Source organism: Caballeronia sp. BR00000012568055, from assembly GCF_029439455.1.
Taxonomy (GTDB): domain Bacteria; phylum Pseudomonadota; class Gammaproteobacteria; order Burkholderiales; family Burkholderiaceae; genus Caballeronia.
Genome location: NZ_JAQFVG010000311.1, coordinates 146,528 through 164,205, shown reverse-complemented (window position 1 = coordinate 164,205; position 17,678 = coordinate 146,528). Strand labels below are relative to the sequence as shown.

Genomic DNA, 17,678 nt, shown 5'->3' with positions numbered 1-17,678 from the left:
TCAGGCGAGACGCGCGGCCAATGCCTTGAGCTTCGGCCCGATCGTCTCGCGGAAGTACGCCTCACTCATCGACGATGCCGGGCCGCTGCTGCTCAGCACGAGCCATCGTCCGTTGCGCACATCGCGGAACGGCGCGGCGATGGCGTTGACGTCGTCGTGCCAGTCGCGGAACGAGCAGCAGAAGCCATCGCGTTCGAAGTCGTCGATGGCGCGGCGGGCGGCTTCTATCTGTTCCTTGCTGGTCTCCGCCTTCAGCTCATCGAGCAAAGCCTCGCGCGCCGCCACGTCCTGCACGGCGAGATACGCGCGGCCCATCGAACTCGTCAGCATCGACAAACGCGATCCCGGCGCGAGGCCCAACGTCAGCGCCGTCTCGCTGCGAATCGTCTCCAGATAGATCATGTCCAGCCCGTCCCGGCATCCCAGCGATACCGCCGCGCCGATCTCCCGCGCCAGCGCCCGCAAATGCGGCCGCGCCAATTCCAGCGTGTCCGCGCCCGCCAGCAACGCAAAACCCAACGACAGCACGCCGGTGTCGAGCGCATATTTGCTGGTGGAATCGTCGAGACGGAGATAGCCGAGCGTGGTCAGCGTGTAGGCAAGACGATTGACCGTGGCCTTCGGCAAACCCGTCCGTTCGACAAAATCGCGATTGCCGAGCAGTGTTTCGCCGGGACGGAACGCGCGCAGCAGTTCCAAACCGCGCGCCAGGGCGACCACGAACTTGCGCTCGTCGATGGCGTCGGAAGCAATATCGGGCGTGGAATTGGTTGGCATCGAATGCTACACTCGGTTCTGATTTGCAAAACATTGTTTCGCTTAGCGGAACATCTTGTCAAGCGCCGTTCGATGGAATCAGGAGACTGCACATGGCCGCCGCCGCGTTCAACTGGGAAGACCCGCTGTTGCTCGATCAGCAACTCACCGAAGAAGAACGCATGGTGCTCGACGCCGCGCGCGCCTACGCGCGGGACAAGTTGCAGCCGCGCGTGACGCAGGCGTTCCGCGAAGAAAAAACCGATCCGTCGATCTTTCGCGAGATGGGCGAACTCGGCCTGCTCGGCCCGACCATTCCCGAGCAATACGGCGGTCCCGGTCTGAACTACGTCAGCTACGGCCTGATCGCGCGTGAAGTGGAGCGCGTGGATTCGGGGTATCGCTCGATGATGTCGGTGCAGTCGTCGCTAGTGATGGTGCCGATTTACACCTTCGGCAGCGAGGCGCAAAAGGAAAAGTACCTGCCGAAGCTGGCGCGCGGCGAGTGGATCGGCTGCTTCGGGCTGACTGAGCCGAACGCCGGCTCCGATCCCGCCAGCATGACGACGCGCGCGAAGAAGGTATCGAACGGTTATTCGCTCTCCGGCACGAAGATGTGGATCTCGAATTCGCCGATCGCGGATGTGTTCGTCGTGTGGGCAAAGCTCGAAGAAGACGGCAAGGACGATATTCGCGGCTTCATTCTGGAGAAAGGCTGGAAAGGACTGACCGCGCCCGCGATTCACGGCAAGGTCGGTCTGCGCGCATCGATCACCGGCGAAGTGGTGATGGATGAAGTCTTCGTGCCCGAAGAAAATCTGCTGCCGAACGTGCGCGGACTCAAAGGACCGTTCACCTGCCTCAATTCCGCGCGATACGGCATCTCCTGGGGCGCGCTCGGCGCGGCGGAATCGTGCTGGCACACGGCGCGTCAATACACGCTGGATCGCAAACAGTTCGGGCGTCCGCTTGCCGCCAATCAGTTGATCCAGAAGAAACTCGCCGATATGCAGACGGAAATCACGCTCGGTCTGCAAGGCGTGCTGCGTCTTGGCCGCATGAAGGACGAAGGCACGGCGGCGGTCGAAATCACATCGATCATGAAGCGCAATTCATGCGGCAAGGCGCTGGAGATCGCGCGGCTTGCGCGTGACATGCTCGGCGGCAATGGTATTTCGGATGAATTCGGCGTGGCGCGGCATCTGGTGAATCTGGAAGTGGTGAATACGTACGAAGGCACGCACGATATCCACGCGCTGATTCTGGGCCGCGCGCAAACGGGCATTCAGGCGTTCTTCTGATTCTCTTCGACGCATAGTAACGAAGGGCCGCTCCGCATCGCGGGCGGCCCTTCGTTTTTTCCGGTCGCGCTTGCACGCGTTTGTAACTTTCGATTCGCGGCTGAAACTTTTACGGGCCAGATCGTCTCCATCAACGTGGATTGTCGAGGCTTTGACGATGCCAGGCCTTGGACGGAGCGAATGGCGCCGACTGGAACGGAATGTGCAAGACTTCGTGCCGGGCCTGAAATGGCTCCTCGTCAGCGTCCGCATCTTTGGTTACGATTCGCGTAGCCTTACCGCTTGGAGCTTTACATGTCAGAAATCAATAAGGAGCGATTCATGTCGGACATCAAAACCGTTCTCGCTGACGCCGAAGATCTGCTGAAGCAAGCTGCCGCCGCCACGGGCGAGCGTGCCTCCGAATTGCGCGAGACCGCCATGACGCGCCTGAAACAGGCTCGCGAAAAAGCGGCCGATGCGCAGGTTGTCGTGATCGAGCGCGGCAAGAAAGCCGCACGCGCCACCGATGACTACGTGCACGAGCATCCGTGGGCATCGATCGGTATTGCGGCTGGTATCGGCGCGGTGGTCGGTCTGCTGATCAACCGCAAGTAATTCCCGTCACGCGCTCTTCTTTTTGCATTGGAATGGCCCGCTGATTGCTTGAGCGTAAGCAGACGCGGCCTCCATGCGAGGAACCTCGTAACGGACTGCGGACATCCTTCGGGATGTCCGGCTCCGCTCTCGCGCCGGTGCCCTCGTGGCAACCGGAACATGACCCAAGCGACACCACCGCGCATCTCGCGCCCAAGCCATGACGCCAGAACGGACACCGCGACAATCGTCACCCGGACCTTTGCGACGAATCCTGAGTTCCGCCTTCGCCATTTTCGAGACGCGCCTTGAACTGATCGGCATCGAATTGCAGGAGGAGAAGGAGCGGCTGATCGGCGTGCTGTTCCTGGGCCTCGCCGCGATGATGCTCGCCATGATGGCGCTGATCTCGCTGACCGTGCTGATTGCTATCGTGTTCTGGGACACGTATCGATATCAGGCGCTTGGCGGCATCACCTTGCTGTATGTGTTGATCGCGATCGGCTGCGGTCTGCGCGCTCGCAGCAACCTGCGCGATGCGCCGAATATGTTCGACGACACGCTCGCCGAATTCCGCAAGGACCGCGACACGTTCCGCTCGCACTGAGCCTAATCACTTCGAGCAGGACTCACCATGCCCCAACACGACGAAAGCTTTAAAGCGCCCAAGCGCGACAAGATGCAGAAGCTGCGAACGCCGCATATGCGCGCGTTGCGCAAGGAGTTGCTGATCGCCCGTGCGGATGTCGAGCGCATGGAAATGCGGCAGGCAACCGTGGATTTGCGCGAATCCGTCACTCACTTCAGTTTTCTGCGCTTTCTGATGCCGGGTGGCAAAAGCCGTCGGACCGGGCGACGCGGTGGGTCGGCGGGCGGTGGAATCGGCAATATTCTCGGGTCGCTGCTGGGCGGCGGTGGCGGCGGCGGGATTGGCACGTTGTTCAAGCAGTATCCGATCATCGGTTCCATTGCTTCGCTGGTGCTGACCAAGCCGGTTCGCACGACTGTGCTGCGTGGCGCGAAGCCGCTTCTCAAGTGGGGCGGCCTCGGCTTGGCTGCGTGCGAAGGCTGGCGTATCTATCAGCAGATCAAAGCGCCTGCCGCCTCGGAAACACCTGCGGACGCAGCGGACCCGACCGTTTTCTAACTTCGCGCGCCCCAACACGCGGACGACTGCACGGCATTCAGCGGCGCCGCCGATGTGCGATTCGATCGCGCGCCGGTGGCATCGATAACGAACGTGCCGCATGCGTCGTCCTGCATCGCGCCGGTCGATATGGGCGCGGCTTCGATCGAATAACCGCCGTTTGTCGAGGATTCGGGCTGAATCGTGAGCTTGTAGAGCGCGATTCCGCTCGATGGCGCTTGATCGATGCCTTGCGGCAGCGTGATATCGCTCGTCTGCGCAAGCCTCGCTGTCTCGACGAACTGCACCGCGCGCATCAGCGCCGCCGACGCGTCCACGCGATTCGCCTTCGCCACATGCAGGCGATACGCCGGCAGCGCGTACACGGTGATGATCGCCAATACGCCGAGCGCGATCATGAGTTCGAGCAGGCTGAAGCCTTTGGACCTTGTGTTCACCGTGCGTGATTCCTCAAAACGGGCGCGCCACGACGCGTCGCCAATGCTTGTTTCCGTTCGCGTCGATACGCAGTTGCAGCCACGCTTCCGAATCGGCCGTTGCGCCGAAACCGCGCGCGGTGATGAGATATGCGTTCTGCGCAGCGCTTTCGATCAGACATTGCGGCACGCGGCGCGCGTACGGCCACGCGATGAACGGCTGAATGGCCAGCGCGTCGAACGAAGCCTTGTTCCGCCACAGCTCCGTGCCCGGAATTGCCGATGAGAGCATTTGCGCGCATCGGATCAACGCGCTGTCGGCTGCATGAAATGCCTGCACACGTTCGCGCGCGGCGACCGTCGTGCGCGCCGCCACAAGCGATGTCTGGAGCCAGGCGCTCGCGGTAATCAGCATCATCGCGGCGAGCAGGAGAACGATCGGGAGCGCGGTGCCGCGCGCGTGCTTTCTCATGCGCCACCTCGCGCGGTCGAGTTGCGGATCGCGATTCGACGCCAGAACGCCTGTCGCGTACGGCCGTCTTCCGCTGAAGCCAACGCGCCGTTGCAATCGATATAACTCGCCTTGCGCTTCGCCTGATTCAAATATCCGCGCACGAGCACGCATATTTCGACGGCGTTGATATCCGCCCAGCGATCGCGCGCAATGGCGGACGCATCGACTGCACTGGTCGCGCCCGGCAGCCAATACACAACCCGCATCCGTTCGATGCCTTCGACCAAAGGCTGCGCCTGCTTGCCACTGCCCTCGCAATACAACTCCGGCTCGCCGCTCGACGTGCTCGCCTTCGCGTAATAGCGGTTGATGACATAGGTATCGGCGACGTTCTGGCCGAGGCAATCCGTCGGCGAATTCGCGGACGATGGCCATGTGGCGATCGTGTCGGCGGTATAGCGGACTTGCATGCCGTCCGAGTGACTCGCGAGCGTCTCGCACGACGACGATGTATCCGCGCCGACCACACGCCCTTGCGCGCAGCCGATCAACGCGGCATCGACATGATCGTTGCTGGTTGCGAAGCCCGCCATCTGAATCTGCTGTCCGAGCAAATCCAGCGCGACGACGCCTGCATCGTGGATGCGCGCGGTATCGGCGGCGCGTTCGAACGCCGCTCGCTGCGACCGATACAACGACAACGCGGCCAGCACGATCAACATGCCGAGCGCCATCGCGATCATGAGTTCGAGCAGCGTGTGACCTCGATGTTTTTTCATCGCGCAAACGCCACGGCAATGCACGCTTTCGTCGATCCGGCCTGCGGTTCCGGACACGACTCCGCGTGCTCATCCGCGCGCCAACTGACGACCGCGACGCGCACGTTATCGTCGCGATTCAGCACGGCGAGATCGCCGTCAGGCAGCATCGACGCCGCCCTCGCCTGCCATTGCGCGATGACCATCGTTCGATCAGCTTCGCTGCGAATGCTTTCCGCGACCGAATCCGCGATAAGCGTCGCGCGTTCGCGCAGCAGCGCCATCCGTTCGCCACGCGCCAATGCGCTTTGCACCGCGACAAGCCCAAGCGCCGTAACCGCCGTCAGCGACAACGCGATCATTACTTCGATCAGCGAATCACCGCGCATTCTCGATAAGCGCTTCATGCCGACGCCCCGCACGCGCCCTGCGTCATACGCGGGCGCCCGCCTGCCGCGAGCCGGACGCATCGCCGCGCGGAGGAATACGCGTTCGATTCCACACCGCGCGGACCGAAATCGAAGCTGCGAAATCCGCCGATCACCTGGCCAGAAGGCGGCGTGAACGACAAATCGGTGGCCGCGCCCGCAATCGAAACCGGCATCATCGCGGCCTGCATGCGCAACAGCACAGCCTTACCGTCCTGATCGACGAACACGCCCCAGCCGCACGACCAATCGGTGACGCCGTTATCGCACGCCTTTCCCGACGCCAGACAATGACGCGCCGAATCGATCCGGCAAAAGGTCACGCGCGCGCCACGGCGAATCGCTTCGGCGCGTGCAAGCGACAGCGTGGAAAAAAGCGCGCGCGCTCGCGCATCGATCTGATCGCGCAACTGCCACGCGAAGAACGACGGCATCGCGAACGTCGCGACGATCGCCATCACCGCGAGCACGACGCATAGTTCGGTCAGCGTAAAACCGCGTTTCATCTGCATCCCTTATCGATTGAATCGGACTAGGAATCTATCGATAAAAAACGCGCGCCGCCATTAGCCGAACGGCCTAGTGTTCACGCAGCCCAAGTCTGTGCAAACTGGAGGGAACCGGGAGAAAAGATGCGAAAAGAATCAGCGCTTGCGCGACGTCGTCTTCTTCGGCGCGGCGCGACGGAATTCGTCGAGCACGTCTTCGAATTCGGACACGTCTTCGAAACGCTTGTAGACAGATGCGAACCGCACGTAGGCGATGGTGTCGAGCGCACGCAACTCGTTCATGACGAGTCCGCCGAGTCGTTCGCTCTGAATTTCCCGCTCGCCCGTACCGAGCAATTGATATTCGATACGCGATGCCGCGGCATCGATGGCATCGGCTGCGACGGGACGTTTGCGCAACGCAAGCTGCATGCTCGCGACGATCTTGCGGCGGTCGAACTCGACGCGCGTGCCGTCTTTCTTCACGACCGACGGCAGCGCGAGTTCGACGCGTTCATACGTGGTAAAGCGCTTGTCGCACGCGGGACAGCGCCGCCGCCGCCGAATGGCTGCGCCATCCTCCGACACGCGAGAATCCACGACCTGGGTATCTTCGTGTCGGCAAAATGGGCAGCGCATAGGCGTATGGTTCGGAGATTAACGATAGACCGGGAAGCGCTTGGTCAGCTCGGACACTTGCGCGCGCACGCGTTCGAGGTTCGCCTGATCTTCCGGATTGTCGAGCACATCCGCGATCAGATTACCGACGATCTCCGCTTCCTTCGTGCCGAAACCGCGCGTGGTCATGGCCGGCGAGCCGAGACGCACGCCGCTGGTGACGAACGGCTTTTCCGGATCGTTCGGGATCGCGTTCTTGTTAACCGTGATATGCGCGTTACCGAGCGCGGCTTCCGCAGCCTTGCCGGTGATCTTCTTGGCGCGCAGATCGACCAGCATCACGTGGCTTTCCGTGCGACCCGAGACGATACGCAGACCGCGCTTGACCAGCGTTTCCGCCAGCACGCGCGCATTTTCGACCACGGCTTGCTGATACGTCTTGAACTCCGGCGACAGCGCTTCCTTGAACGCGACAGCCTTGGCCGCGATCACGTGCATGAGCGGACCGCCCTGAATGCCGGGGAAAATCGCCGAGTTGATCTGCTTCTCGAATTCAGCCTTCATCAGAATGACGCCGCCGCGCGGGCCGCGCAGGCTCTTGTGCGTGGTCGTGGTGACGAAGTCCGCGTGCGGCACCGGATTCGGATACACGCCCGCTGCAACCAAACCCGCGTAATGCGCCATATCGACCATAAAGTAAGCGCCGACGCTCTTCGCGATCTTCGACAAACGCTCGAAGTCGATCTTCAACGCAAACGCCGACGCGCCCGCAACGATCAGCTTCGGCTTGTGTTCCTTGGCCAGCGCTTCCGTCTTGTCGTAGTCGATATCTTCGGCTTCGTTCAGACCATAGCTCACCACGTTGAACCACTTGCCCGACATATTCACCGGCGAGCCGTGCGTGAGGTGACCGCCTTCGGCCAGGCTCATGCCCATAATCGTGTCGCCCGGCTTGAGCATGGCGAAGAACACGCCCTGATTCGCCTGCGAACCGGAATTCGGCTGCACGTTGGCCGCTTCCGCGCCGAACAGTTGCTTCACGCGGTCGATCGCCAGTTGCTCGACGATATCCACGTACTCGCAGCCGCCGTAATAGCGCTTGCCGGGATAGCCTTCGGCGTATTTGTTGGTGAGTTGCGAACCTTGCGCGGCCATCACAGCCGGCGACGTGTAGTTTTCCGACGCGATCAGTTCGATGTGATCTTCCTGACGGCCGTTTTCCTGTTCGATCGCCTTGAGCAATTCGGGATCGACTTTGGCGAGGGTGCTTTCAGCTCTGTCAAACATACGTTTTCCGTGGGTTCAAAACAGGTTGACTGGATCGCGCGCGCGCAAATGACGCTGGAAACCAATGGAGTCCAGACGCGACGGATGAGGGATGAATCCGGTTTCGCGGAACGGACAGCCACCAGCAGCGCAGCAATAACGGCGCATGCATCTCAGCTGCCCAGGCGAACGGCAAAACGACGCTCCGCGCTTCCTGGTGGGTCTCTCCACCTTGAATCCGAAGATTCTATCGCCAGTCACGCGGGGTTTGAGCATCGTAGTGTAATGGGCGACCGGGCTTTAGGCAACGGGCCGCGCGGCCCGCAGACGCCGCGCGGCGGGCCTTCGAAGCACGATCGTTCGAGCCGCGCGTTACTTGCCGCGACGCATCAATGGAAGTACCCTGTGCGCCGTTGCCGGTGGCGCTTTGCGCGCCGTTCGGCTCAGCCCCTTCGACTCTCCCCGGAGCCCGCTCATGATCGTTTTCGTCACCGGCGCTTCCGCCGGTTTTGGTGCAGCCATCGCCCGCAGTTTCGTCAAAGGCGGCCATCGTGTGATCGCGGCTGCGCGCCGCAAGGAACGGCTCGTCGCGCTGTCCAGCGAACTCGGTGACGCGCTGTTGCCGCTCGAACTGGATGTGCGCGATGAAAACGCAATCAACGCGGCCATCGCTTCGTTGCCGGAATCGTTCGCGCAGATCGACGTGCTGGTGAACAACGCCGGTCTCGCGCTCGGTCTGGAACCCGCGCACAAAGCGGATCTCGACGAGTGGAAGAACATGATCGACACGAACTGCACGGGCCTCGTGACCATGACGCGCGCGATCCTGCCCGGCATGGTCGAGCGCAATCGCGGTCACGTGTTCAATCTCGGCTCGGTGGCCGCGAACTATCCTTATCCGGGCGGCAACGTCTATGGCGCGACCAAGGCTTTCGTGCGCCAGTTCAGCCTAAATCTGCGCGCCGATCTCGCCGGCACCGCGCTGCGCGTGACGGACATCGAGCCGGGTCTGTGCGGCGGCACGGAGTTCTCCAACGTCCGCTTCCGTGGCGACGACGCGAAAGCCGCCACCGTATACAAGGACGTGCAGCCCCTCACGCCCGAAGATATCGCCGACTCGATTTACTGGATCGCGACGCGCCCCGCGCACGTCAATATCAATACGATCGAGCTGATGCCGGTCGCGCAAACCTTCGGACCGTTGCAAATTCACCGCGGCTGATTCGCAGAAGGACTGAGGATTTGGCGATGCCGCTTCGGGTTCCGGTAAAATGCCGCGGATGAATTTCTGTCAAAAAACGCTTCAGTTCGGCTCGGCGAGCCAACTCGGGCGCTGTTGCGCGAGCGGGAACACGCAAAGGTGAGCGATCCGTCGATTTTCGAGTGGCCGATTCGCGTCTATTACGAAGACACGGACGCAGGCGGCATCGTCTTCTATGCGAACTACCTGAAGTTCTTCGAGCGGGCGCGTACCGAATGGCTGCGCGCGTGCGGCATCGATCAGCAGCGCGTGGCCGAGTCGGATGGCATCGTGTTCGTCGTGAGGCGGACGGCGGTGGAATACGCTTCGCCCGCGCGTCTGGACGATGTCGTTCGCGTGGTGAGCCGTATCGACCGGCTCGGGCGCGCATCGGTGGATTTTCATCAGGAAGCATGGCGCGGCGATGTGCTGCTCGCGAGCGGCGATATTCGCGTCGCTTCGGTGGACCGCGCATCGATTCGTCCTGCGGGCATTCCGGAAGCCGTGATCGACGCGTTGAAGCGCGGACCGCACGCGGCGCGCACGACATGACGCAAGCCTTGAAACACCAATCATCGAAAAAGCCGGGCATGGCGCGCGGCTTTCGTTTCATTCACATCCACATCACGAACGTCTGACGCGCCTTTGATCGCGACGTATTAGCGGACCTTATGGAAAACACACAAGACCTGTCGATCATTTCTCTCGTCATCCACGCAAGCTTGCTCGCGCAGGCGGTGATGGCGCTGTTGCTGATCCTCTCGCTGCTGTCGTGGACGTTCATCTTCCGCAAGGCTTTCGCCATTCGCCGCGCACGCGTGCAGACCGAGCGCTTCGAACGCGATTTCTGGTCGGGCGGCGATTTGCAGGCGCTGTATCAGAGCGCGGCGAACAATCGGCACACCATCGGCGCGCTGGAGCGTATCTTCGAATCCGGCATGCGCGAGTTTCTGAAGGGCAAAGAGCGCCGCATCACCGATCCGGGCGCGATTCTCGATGGTTCGCGCCGCGCCATGCGTGCCGCGTTTCAGCGTGAAATGGACGTGCTGGAAGCGAATCTCGCGTTCCTCGCATCGGTGGGTTCGGTGAGTCCGTATATCGGTCTGTTCGGCACGGTGTGGGGGATCATGAACTCGTTCCGGGGGCTGGCCAACGTGCAGCAGGCGACGCTCGCGAACGTCGCACCCGGCATTGCGGAAGCGCTCGTCGCGACCGCAATCGGCCTGTTCGCCGCAATTCCGGCCGTGGTTGCCTACAACCGCTACGCACACGATATCGACCGTCTGGCGATCCGCTTCGAGACCTTCATCGAAGAGTTCTCGAACATCTTGCAGCGCCAGGCGCACTAACCGAAAAGGAGTCCGCGATGGCAGGCCCGATTCGTTCCAGCATGCGCGGCAGTTCGCGCCGCGCAATGGCCGACATCAATGTCGTGCCGTATATCGACGTGATGCTCGTGCTGCTCGTCATCTTCATGGTGACGGCGCCGCTGGTGTCGCCTTCGATCATCAATTTGCCGACGGTCGGCAACGCGCAGCCGCAGGAGCAGCAGCCGCCGGTCGTCATCAATATCAAGGCCGATGGCAGCATGACCGTGCGCTACAAAGACGATAGCGGCGCGTCGCAAGAGCAGAAAATGACCAAGGGCGATCTCAACACCTTCGTGCTGAACCGGCAGGAATCGCATCCGGATCAGCCGGTCGTGATCGCGGCGGACAAGACCGTGAAGTACGAGTCCGTCATGAACGTGATGTCGGATATGAAAGCGCGCGGCGTGAAGCGCGTCGGATTGCTCGTCAAATCGCAATGATCGGTTCGCAGAATAATCAGCCCCGGCAGGCGCGGGCATCGTCCGCGCGGCCCGTTCGTCCGCCGCGCGAGCGCGGGACGTGGAAGGCGTTCGGACTCGCCGCGCTGATGCATCTGCTGCTGCTCTGGCTGCTGTATCACGGCATCAATTGGCAGAACAACACGCCTGCGGGCGCGGAAGCCGAAATCTGGACCGAGATTCCGGATCAGCCCACGCCGACGCCCCGCCCCACTCCGACGCCGCCGACTCCGGTCGTGAAAGCGCCGCCTGCGCCGCCGCCCGCAAAGGACGAAGACGCGGACATCGCGTTGCAAGAAAAGAAGCGTAAGCAAGAAGCCGCACAGCGCGAGGCGCAGTTGGCGGAACAGCGTCGTCAGCAGGAGCAGGCGCAGCAGGAAGCGGAGGCGAAGCGTCAGCAACAAGCGGCCGCGCAAGCTGCCGCCGCGCAGCAAAAGGCGATGCAGGACAAGCAGAAGCAGATCGAACAACAGCGTCAGGCGGATCTGCAAAAGCAGCAGCAACAGCAGAAAGCGCAACAGGATAAGGCGCGTCAGCAGCAACAACAGCAGGCTGAAGCGCAGAAGCAAGAGCAGTTGAAGGAACAGAAAGAGCAGCAGGAAGCAAAGGCAAAGGCCGATGCACAAGCCAAGGCTACCGCAGACGCGAAGGCGAAGGCCGCGGCGGACGCGAAGGCCAAGGCAGCCGCCGAAGCCAAGGCCAAAGTCGATGCAGAACGCAAGGCGCGTCTGGCGCAACTGCAAGGCCAGTTGGGCGGCGGTACGGCGTCCAGCGGTGAAGGGCTTGCGAAGAGTGGCAGCGGTAAGGGCGCGGGCGGTAATGCTGCGTCGCCGGGTTATGCCGAGAAGGTTCAGCGACGTGTGCGTCCGAATATCGTGTGGGGCGGCGAGACGGCTGGCCTCGAAACGGTTGTCTCGGTGCGTTGCTCGCCATCGGGCACGTTGCTGTCGGCGAATATCACGCGATCGAGCGGCAACGAGCAGTGGGACGCAGCCGCTTTGCGTGCCGTGCAGCGCTCCGATCCGATGCCTGTCGATATCGACGGAAAGGCGCCCGGAACCTTTACCATCACGCTGCGTCCGGCGGGTGGCTAAGCATCGGCCCTTCGGGAACGAATTGTGCGAATGGGGGTCTGTTTGTGCAGTCTTCCGACACTTGAACATTGTTTTAATGGAACTTCTAACAGCATGAGTTTGATGACGAAGCTTGGCCTGAGAACGCTGGTCGCATCCTGTCTGATCGCAGCCGGCACCACCGCCCACGCCCAGTTGAACGTCCTCGTGACCGGCGTCGGCTCCACGCAATACCCGATCGCGACCGCTACTTTCGCCAACGAAGCCAGTTCGCCGCAGCAAGTGAGCGCGATCATTCGTCAGGATTTGCAGCGCAGCGGCAAGTTCACCAACATCGATGCGGGCAGCACGCCCGTTTCCGAAACGGATTCGGTGGATCTCGGCGCGTGGAAAGCCAAGGGCGCGAACGCGTTCGTGTCCGGCAGCGTGAACAAGCTGCCGAACGGCCAGTACGAAGTGCGTTTCCGCCTGTACGACACGGTCAATCAACAGAATCTCGGCGGCCTGTCGCTCGTGTCGGGCGAAGGCGGCCTGCGCATGAGCGCGCACAAGATCGCCGATTACATTTACGCCAAGCTGCTCGGCGGACGCGGCGCGTTTGCAACGCGTCTGTCGTACGTCATCCAGACGGGCGGCAAGTATCAGTTGCAGATTTCGGATTCGGATGGTCAGGACGCGAAAATCGCCCTTTCCAGCCCGGAACCGATCATTTCGCCGGCATGGTCGCCGGACGGCACGAAGGTGGCGTATGTGTCGTTCGAGAAGAAAAAGCCGGTGGTGTACATTCACGACCTGCCGACGGGACGGCGCGTGGTCGTGTCGAACCAGAAGGGCAACAACAGTGCTCCGGCCTGGTCGCCTGACGGCCGCAAGCTCGCGGTCGCGCTGTCGCGCACCGGCAATACGCAGATTTTCGAAGTCAACGCAGACGGCTCCGGCCTGCGCCGTCTGACACAAGGCAGTTCCATCGACACCGAGCCGTTCTTCTCTCCCGATGGCAACTGGATTTATTTCACGAGCGATCGCGGTGGCCAACCGCAGATCTACAAGATGCCGGCAGCGGGGGAAAGCGCCGGCGCGGCCCAGCGGGTCACGTTTGCAGGTTCGTACAACACGAGCCCGCGCGTGAGTCCGGACGGCAAGCAACTCGCGTACATTTCGCGCACTGGCGGCGGCTTCAAGCTGTATTTGCAGGACCTCGCGTCCGGCACGGCGACGGGGCTGACCGACACGACGCATGACGAATCGCCGAGCTTTGCGGCGAATGGTCAATACATCCTCTACGCCACCCAAGTGAACGGACGTGGCGTGTTGGCAGCCGTATCGACCGATGGTCGGACGCGGCAAGTCTTGTCAGTTCAGGGCGGTGTGGTGCGCGAGCCGTCCTGGGGTCCGTTCATGCAATAAGTCCAGCAATAACGTTTCACATACAACGTTCAGCTACAACACAAGGAGAGGTACCATGATGTCGAAACTTCGTATCGGCCTGGCAGTTGCGATGGTCGGCGCATTGGCGGCGTGTCACTCGGGCGTGAAGCTCGATGAAGGCGCGAACAAGGGTGCTGTCGGCACGCAGCCGAACCCGACGGACGTGAAGCAGGTCAATATCGACCCGCTCAACGACCCGAACAGCCCGCTCGCGAAGCGCAGCATTTTCTTCGACTTCGACAGCTACGCCGTGAAGGACGACTATCAGCCGCTGCTGCAACAACACTCGTCGTATCTGAAGAGCCATCCGGAACGTCACGTCCTGATCCAAGGCAACACCGACGAGCGCGGCACGAGCGAGTACAACCTGGCGCTGGGTCAAAAGCGTGCTGAAGCTGTGCGTCGTGCAATGTCCCTGATGGGCGTGGCCGATTCGCAGATGGAAGCTGTGTCGCTCGGTAAGGAAAAGCCGATGGCGACGGGCCATGACGAATCGTCGTACGCGCAAAACCGCCGCGCTGATCTCGCATACCAGCAGTAATTTAGCGGTAGTCATTAACGTAACCAGTTACGGGTGAGTCGCCCTATGTTGTATCGCTTTCCCTTGCTGCGCGCCGCCGCAGCCGCGTGTGTAGTCGGATCGACGATGTTGAGCGTGCCCGCGCACGCCGGTGTCTTCGACGACAACGAAGCGCGTAAAGCCGTGCTCGATCTGCGTACCAAGACTGATGGCCTGACCAATCAGTTGCAGGCTGCGCAACGCACGATCCTCGATCAGTCGAATCGTCTCGATCAGCTCAACCAGCAGGTCGCAACGCTTCGCGGACAGAACGAGGATCTCGCCAATCAGGTCGCGACGCTGCAAAAGCAGCAGAAGGACTACTATGCCGATCTCGATGCGCGCCTGAAGAAGTTCGAGCCGCAGCAAGAGACGGTGGATGGCGTGCAAGGCGCGGTGCAGCCCGGTGAGACGGATGCGTTCAACGCAGCGTCGACTCAGTTCCGTAACGGTGACTATAAAAACGCCGCGGCCTCGTTCAAGGCGTTTGTGGCGAAGTACCCGCAAAGCCCGTATCAGCCAACCGCGCAGTATTGGCTGGGCAATGCGTTGTACGCGCAGCGCGACTACAAAGGCTCCACCGCCATCTGGCAAAACCTCGTGAAGACGTATCCGACGCATCCGCGCGCACCCGAAGCGCTGCTCGCGATCGCGAACAATCAGATCGAGCAAGGTCAGAAGGCGGCTGCGAAACAAACGTTGCAGCAGATCATCTCGCAGTATGGTGGGACTGAAGTTGCGCAGAATGCGCAGAGCAAGCTGTCGCAGGTGAAGTAAGCGTCGTGCCTCTCGCGCGATTGGAGAATGCCCGCGGGCACACATGGTTGTAGGTGCTGCGGGCGTTTTTCTATCAGCATCGAAATGGCTTGTTCGGTTGACAGTGTGCTGAATCGCCGTTTATAATTTCGCCTCTTTTGGGTCGTTAGCTCAGCTGGTAGAGCAGCGGACTTTTAATCCGTTGGTCACAGGTTCGAATCCCGTACGGCCTACCAAAGAATCAAGTAGAAAGCCCGGTCACTGCGACCGGGCTTTTTGCTTTTGGTTATTCGATCACCTCACGATCCTTACCGGGATCGATTTCGCCGCCGGCACTTTGCTTTCCTTCGCGTGATGCCATAGCGGCAGCAGCGGATTGCATTCCGGGTAATAGCCTGCCACGCATCCACGCGGGATATCGTAGGCAACGAGTTTCAGCCCAGCGACGCGCCGCTGTACGCCATCCGTTGCGATGGTTTCCATCGTGATGCGCTCACCGGCGTGCACGTCGTGATCGCGCATATCGTCGGGGTTCATCAGAATCACCATGCGGTCATCTTCGATACCCCGAAACCGATCGCTCAAACTATAGATGGTCGTGTTGAACTGATCATCGCTACGCAGCGTGGTCAGACGCAATGCGTGCGGATCGCGCGTCGGCATATCCGGATCTTCTTCGAGCATCTCCGGTACGTAGAACTCTGCCCTTCCGCTCTCGGTTTTCCATGTGCGTTCACGCGCCGGTAACGCACGCGCGAAACCGCCAGGCGTCCAGAGCCGAGCGTTGAAATCGTGAAAATTGTCGGGCCAGGTTTTGGCGATCTCGTCCCGCACGATCGAGTAATCCGCGACCCAGCGATCCCAGTCCACCGTCGAGCGTTCCTTCAGCGTTGCCTTTGCGAGGCCCGCGATAATGAAAGGCTCCGAACGAAGCCCGGCAGCGGCCGGTGGCGTCGCGCCGCGCGAGCCGTGCATACAGCCCGTGCTGTCTTCCATCGATACAGCCTGTTCCCCGCTCGCCTGCCGATCCACTTCGATACGACTCAGACACGGCAGCAGATACGCCTTCGCGCCATGCACGAGATGACTGCGATTGAGCTTCGTCGCAACATTCACCGTGAGCTTGAGGCCGCGCCACGCCGGTTCGATCCGCGCGCGGTCCGGAACCGAGCGCACCAGATTTCCGCCGAGGTTGATCACGGCATTGACCTTGCCTTCGATCATCGCATCGAAGGCTTCGACGATATTCATGCCCTTCTCGCGCGGCGGATCGAAATCGAACTGCTTTGCAAGCACATCGAGCGGAGCCAGTTCCGGTTTCTCCGTGATGCCGACAGTCCGCTGTCCCTGCACGTTCGAATGCCCGCGTATCGGTGACGGACCCGCGCCGGGCTTGCCGATATTCCCGCGCAAGAACAGCAGATTGCACACCATCCGCACGTTCTGCACACCAAGCCGATGTTGCGTCAGCCCCATTCCATAATGAACGATAGTCGCGTTCGCCTTCATATACGCGTGCGCCGCAGCTTCGAGCGCGTCACGCGTCAGTCCGCTCACGCGCTCGATGTCATCCCAAGACGTTGCGCGCACGTACTGCGCAAATGCCTTGAAGCCAATCGTATGCGTGTCGATAAAGTCGATATCCAGAATCCTCGGCTTCGCTTCTGCGATTGCTTCGTCATCCGCATCAATTACGGTCTTGCAGATGCCGAGCAGCGCAGCCGTATCACCGCCTACTTTGACCTGATGGTACTGCGTGCTGATTTGCGTCTGCGCGGGCGTCAACATCTCGGTCGGCGACTGCGGATTGGCGAAGCGTAACAAGCCCGGTTCGCGCAGCGGATTGAACGTGATGATCGGCACGCCGCGCTTTCGCGCGTCCTGAAGCTGATGCAGCATGCGCGGACTATTTGTGCCGACATTGTGGCCGAAGAAGAACATGAGATCGGTGGCATCGAAATCTTCGAGCCGGATCGTGCCGACGCCCGCGCCGATCGCTTTCTGCAATCCGACGCTCGTGCTTTCGTGGCACATGTTCGAACTGTCCGGCAAGTTGTTGGTGCCGTACATACGCGCAAAAAGCTGGAACATATACGACGTTTCCAGCGACGCGCGCCCGGACGCGTAGAACACGACGCTGTTCGGATCGAACCTACCGAGTTCGCGCCCGATATCTTCGAACGCTTCTTCCCAACTTACTTCGATATACTTATCAGTTGAGGCGTCGTAGCGCATCGGCGCGGTGAGGCGGCCGGCTTCTTCGAGATCGTGGTCGTGCCACTCGCAAAGCTCCGACACCGTATGCGTCGAAAAGAACTCGGGACTCACGCGCTTGCTGGTCGTGTCCCATGCGGTCGCTTTCGCGCCGTTTTCGCAGAACTCGAACTTATGCGGATGCGCCGGTTTCGCCCACGAGCAGCTCACGCACGCAAAGCCATCCGGCTTGTTTTGATGCAGCAAAATCGCCGCGCCCTTTAAAGGCACTTTCTCACGCGTGAGAATTTCAGCGACGGCTTTGACCGAGCCCCATCCGCCCGAAGCGTAGGGATATTCGTGCGCGTCGTCAGCGTCTGAGTTGGCCATCGC

At 61.2% G+C, this 17,678-nt stretch carries 21 protein-coding genes, 1 tRNA gene and 1 riboswitch; of the genes, 13 read left to right on the top strand and 9 right to left on the bottom strand.

Features of this window, described 5'->3' with window-relative positions; genetic code table 11:
- Nucleotides 1-777 carry an IclR family transcriptional regulator gene (locus P7F28_RS23110; protein ID WP_277187088.1) on the bottom strand — a complete coding sequence of 259 codons (777 nt, stop codon included), beginning with the start codon at nt 775-777 and terminating at the stop codon, nt 1-3.
- Between the two features lie 92 nt (nt 778-869).
- On the opposite strand from P7F28_RS23110, the gene P7F28_RS23105 reads away from it, so the two are divergent.
- The 4 genes from P7F28_RS23105 to P7F28_RS23090 all read left to right on the top strand — a co-directional run bounded on the left by P7F28_RS23105 (nt 870) and on the right by P7F28_RS23090 (nt 3,780).
- Nucleotides 870-2,057 carry an acyl-CoA dehydrogenase gene (locus tag P7F28_RS23105; RefSeq protein ID WP_277187087.1) on the top strand — a complete coding sequence of 396 codons (1,188 nt, stop codon included), beginning with the start codon at nt 870-872 and terminating at the stop codon, nt 2,055-2,057.
- 294 nt (nt 2,058-2,351) lie between these two features.
- A complete protein-coding gene (locus tag P7F28_RS23100) occupies nt 2,352-2,654 on the top strand; it encodes a YqjD family protein (protein WP_277187086.1) in 303 nt (100 codons plus the stop codon).
- Nucleotides 2,655-2,853: 199 nt separating this feature from the next.
- Nucleotides 2,854-3,240, top strand: coding sequence for a phage holin family protein (locus P7F28_RS23095; protein WP_277187085.1), 387 nt, complete (start codon nt 2,854-2,856; stop codon nt 3,238-3,240).
- 27 nt (nt 3,241-3,267) lie between these two features.
- Nucleotides 3,268-3,780 (top strand): DUF3318 domain-containing protein, encoded by a 513-nt coding sequence (locus P7F28_RS23090; RefSeq protein WP_277187084.1) that lies wholly within the window; start codon nt 3,268-3,270, stop codon nt 3,778-3,780.
- Here P7F28_RS23090 and P7F28_RS23085 read toward each other — a convergent pair.
- From P7F28_RS23085 to glyA, 7 genes are all read right to left on the bottom strand, one after another.
- Nucleotides 3,777-4,217: a type IV pilin protein gene (locus tag P7F28_RS23085; RefSeq protein WP_277187083.1), complete on the bottom strand. Its 441-nt coding sequence runs from the start codon at nt 4,215-4,217 to the stop codon at nt 3,777-3,779. The two genes, P7F28_RS23090 and P7F28_RS23085, sit on opposite strands and share 4 nt — an antisense overlap.
- Nucleotides 4,218-4,230: 13 nt before the next feature.
- Nucleotides 4,231-4,668: a hypothetical protein gene (locus tag P7F28_RS23080; RefSeq protein WP_277187082.1), complete on the bottom strand. Its 438-nt coding sequence runs from the start codon at nt 4,666-4,668 to the stop codon at nt 4,231-4,233.
- Nucleotides 4,665-5,429: a PilW family protein gene (locus P7F28_RS23075; protein ID WP_277187081.1), complete on the bottom strand. Its 765-nt coding sequence runs from the start codon at nt 5,427-5,429 to the stop codon at nt 4,665-4,667. Before P7F28_RS23075 ends, P7F28_RS23080 begins: the two co-directional genes overlap by 4 nt.
- A complete protein-coding gene (locus tag P7F28_RS23070; RefSeq protein ID WP_277187080.1) occupies nt 5,426-5,815 on the bottom strand; it encodes a prepilin-type cleavage/methylation domain-containing protein in 390 nt (129 codons plus the stop codon). The genes P7F28_RS23075 and P7F28_RS23070 overlap by 4 nt, the downstream gene beginning before the upstream one ends.
- On the bottom strand, nt 5,812-6,348 hold the full coding sequence (locus tag P7F28_RS23065) for a GspH/FimT family pseudopilin (protein WP_277187079.1): 537 nt from the start codon (nt 6,346-6,348) through the stop codon (nt 5,812-5,814). The genes P7F28_RS23070 and P7F28_RS23065 overlap by 4 nt, the downstream gene beginning before the upstream one ends.
- Nucleotides 6,349-6,480: 132 nt before the next feature.
- Entirely contained in the window at nt 6,481-6,963 is a 483-nt protein-coding gene (gene nrdR, locus P7F28_RS23060; protein WP_277187078.1) for a transcriptional regulator NrdR, read from the bottom strand.
- An 18-nt stretch (nt 6,964-6,981) separates the two neighbouring features.
- Complete coding sequence (gene glyA / locus P7F28_RS23055) at nt 6,982-8,229, bottom strand: serine hydroxymethyltransferase (protein WP_277187077.1); 1,248 nt, start codon at nt 8,227-8,229, stop codon at nt 6,982-6,984.
- A 151-nt stretch (nt 8,230-8,380) separates the two neighbouring features.
- Nucleotides 8,381-8,479: riboswitch (ZMP/ZTP riboswitch) on the bottom strand.
- A gap of 204 nt (nt 8,480-8,683) precedes the next feature.
- On the opposite strand from glyA, the gene ydfG reads away from it, so the two are divergent.
- The 9 genes from ydfG to P7F28_RS23010 all read left to right on the top strand — a co-directional run bounded on the left by ydfG (nt 8,684) and on the right by P7F28_RS23010 (nt 15,328).
- The gene (gene ydfG, locus P7F28_RS23050; protein WP_277187076.1) at nt 8,684-9,430 is read left to right on the top strand and encodes a bifunctional NADP-dependent 3-hydroxy acid dehydrogenase/3-hydroxypropionate dehydrogenase YdfG; all 747 of its coding nucleotides are present in this window, start codon (nt 8,684-8,686) and stop codon (nt 9,428-9,430) included.
- Nucleotides 9,431-9,568: 138 nt separating this feature from the next.
- The gene (gene ybgC, locus P7F28_RS23045) at nt 9,569-10,000 is read left to right on the top strand and encodes a tol-pal system-associated acyl-CoA thioesterase (protein WP_277187075.1); all 432 of its coding nucleotides are present in this window, start codon (nt 9,569-9,571) and stop codon (nt 9,998-10,000) included.
- A gap of 119 nt (nt 10,001-10,119) precedes the next feature.
- Nucleotides 10,120-10,797, top strand: coding sequence for a protein TolQ (gene tolQ / locus P7F28_RS23040; RefSeq protein ID WP_277187074.1), 678 nt, complete (start codon nt 10,120-10,122; stop codon nt 10,795-10,797).
- 17 nt (nt 10,798-10,814) lie between these two features.
- The gene (gene tolR, locus P7F28_RS23035) at nt 10,815-11,258 is read left to right on the top strand and encodes a protein TolR (RefSeq protein WP_277187073.1); all 444 of its coding nucleotides are present in this window, start codon (nt 10,815-10,817) and stop codon (nt 11,256-11,258) included.
- A complete protein-coding gene (gene tolA, locus P7F28_RS23030) occupies nt 11,255-12,370 on the top strand; it encodes a cell envelope integrity protein TolA (RefSeq protein ID WP_277187072.1) in 1,116 nt (371 codons plus the stop codon). Before tolR ends, tolA begins: the two co-directional genes overlap by 4 nt.
- 93 nt (nt 12,371-12,463) lie before the next feature.
- Nucleotides 12,464-13,756, top strand: coding sequence for a Tol-Pal system beta propeller repeat protein TolB (tolB, locus tag P7F28_RS23025; RefSeq protein WP_277187071.1), 1,293 nt, complete (start codon nt 12,464-12,466; stop codon nt 13,754-13,756).
- Between the two features lie 55 nt (nt 13,757-13,811).
- Nucleotides 13,812-14,318 (top strand): peptidoglycan-associated lipoprotein Pal, encoded by a 507-nt coding sequence (gene pal / locus P7F28_RS23020; RefSeq protein ID WP_277187070.1) that lies wholly within the window; start codon nt 13,812-13,814, stop codon nt 14,316-14,318.
- 45 nt (nt 14,319-14,363) lie between these two features.
- On the top strand, nt 14,364-15,113 hold the full coding sequence (gene ybgF, locus P7F28_RS23015) for a tol-pal system protein YbgF (RefSeq protein ID WP_277187188.1): 750 nt from the start codon (nt 14,364-14,366) through the stop codon (nt 15,111-15,113).
- A gap of 139 nt (nt 15,114-15,252) precedes the next feature.
- Nucleotides 15,253-15,328, top strand: a tRNA-Lys gene (locus P7F28_RS23010).
- A gap of 58 nt (nt 15,329-15,386) precedes the next feature.
- On the opposite strand, the gene P7F28_RS23005 is transcribed toward P7F28_RS23010, so the two are convergent.
- Nucleotides 15,387-17,675 carry an FdhF/YdeP family oxidoreductase gene (locus tag P7F28_RS23005; protein WP_277187069.1) on the bottom strand — a complete coding sequence of 763 codons (2,289 nt, stop codon included), beginning with the start codon at nt 17,673-17,675 and terminating at the stop codon, nt 15,387-15,389.
- Between the last annotated feature and the right edge of the window lie 3 nt (nt 17,676-17,678).

Coding starts and splice junctions, on each gene's coding strand:
- P7F28_RS23110 (WP_277187088.1), bottom strand. CDS start 777: ATGCCAACCAATTCCACGCCCGATATTGCTTCCGACGCCATCGACGAG.
- P7F28_RS23105 (WP_277187087.1), top strand. CDS start 870: ATGGCCGCCGCCGCGTTCAACTGGGAAGACCCGCTGTTGCTCGATCAG.
- P7F28_RS23100 (WP_277187086.1), top strand. CDS start 2,352: ATGTCAGAAATCAATAAGGAGCGATTCATGTCGGACATCAAAACCGTT.
- P7F28_RS23095 (WP_277187085.1), top strand. CDS start 2,854: ATGACGCCAGAACGGACACCGCGACAATCGTCACCCGGACCTTTGCGA.
- P7F28_RS23090 (WP_277187084.1), top strand. CDS start 3,268: ATGCCCCAACACGACGAAAGCTTTAAAGCGCCCAAGCGCGACAAGATG.
- P7F28_RS23080 (WP_277187082.1), bottom strand. CDS start 4,668: ATGAGAAAGCACGCGCGCGGCACCGCGCTCCCGATCGTTCTCCTGCTC.
- P7F28_RS23075 (WP_277187081.1), bottom strand. CDS start 5,429: ATGAAAAAACATCGAGGTCACACGCTGCTCGAACTCATGATCGCGATG.
- P7F28_RS23070 (WP_277187080.1), bottom strand. CDS start 5,815: ATGAAGCGCTTATCGAGAATGCGCGGTGATTCGCTGATCGAAGTAATG.
- P7F28_RS23065 (WP_277187079.1), bottom strand. CDS start 6,348: ATGCAGATGAAACGCGGTTTTACGCTGACCGAACTATGCGTCGTGCTC.
- nrdR (WP_277187078.1), bottom strand. CDS start 6,963: ATGCGCTGCCCATTTTGCCGACACGAAGATACCCAGGTCGTGGATTCT.
- glyA (WP_277187077.1), bottom strand. CDS start 8,229: ATGTTTGACAGAGCTGAAAGCACCCTCGCCAAAGTCGATCCCGAATTG.
- ydfG (WP_277187076.1), top strand. CDS start 8,684: ATGATCGTTTTCGTCACCGGCGCTTCCGCCGGTTTTGGTGCAGCCATC.
- tolQ (WP_277187074.1), top strand. CDS start 10,120: ATGGAAAACACACAAGACCTGTCGATCATTTCTCTCGTCATCCACGCA.
- tolR (WP_277187073.1), top strand. CDS start 10,815: ATGGCAGGCCCGATTCGTTCCAGCATGCGCGGCAGTTCGCGCCGCGCA.
- tolA (WP_277187072.1), top strand. CDS start 11,255: ATGATCGGTTCGCAGAATAATCAGCCCCGGCAGGCGCGGGCATCGTCC.
- tolB (WP_277187071.1), top strand. CDS start 12,464: ATGAGTTTGATGACGAAGCTTGGCCTGAGAACGCTGGTCGCATCCTGT.
- pal (WP_277187070.1), top strand. CDS start 13,812: ATGATGTCGAAACTTCGTATCGGCCTGGCAGTTGCGATGGTCGGCGCA.
- ybgF (WP_277187188.1), top strand. CDS start 14,364: ATGTTGTATCGCTTTCCCTTGCTGCGCGCCGCCGCAGCCGCGTGTGTA.
- P7F28_RS23005 (WP_277187069.1), bottom strand. CDS start 17,675: ATGGCCAACTCAGACGCTGACGACGCGCACGAATATCCCTACGCTTCG.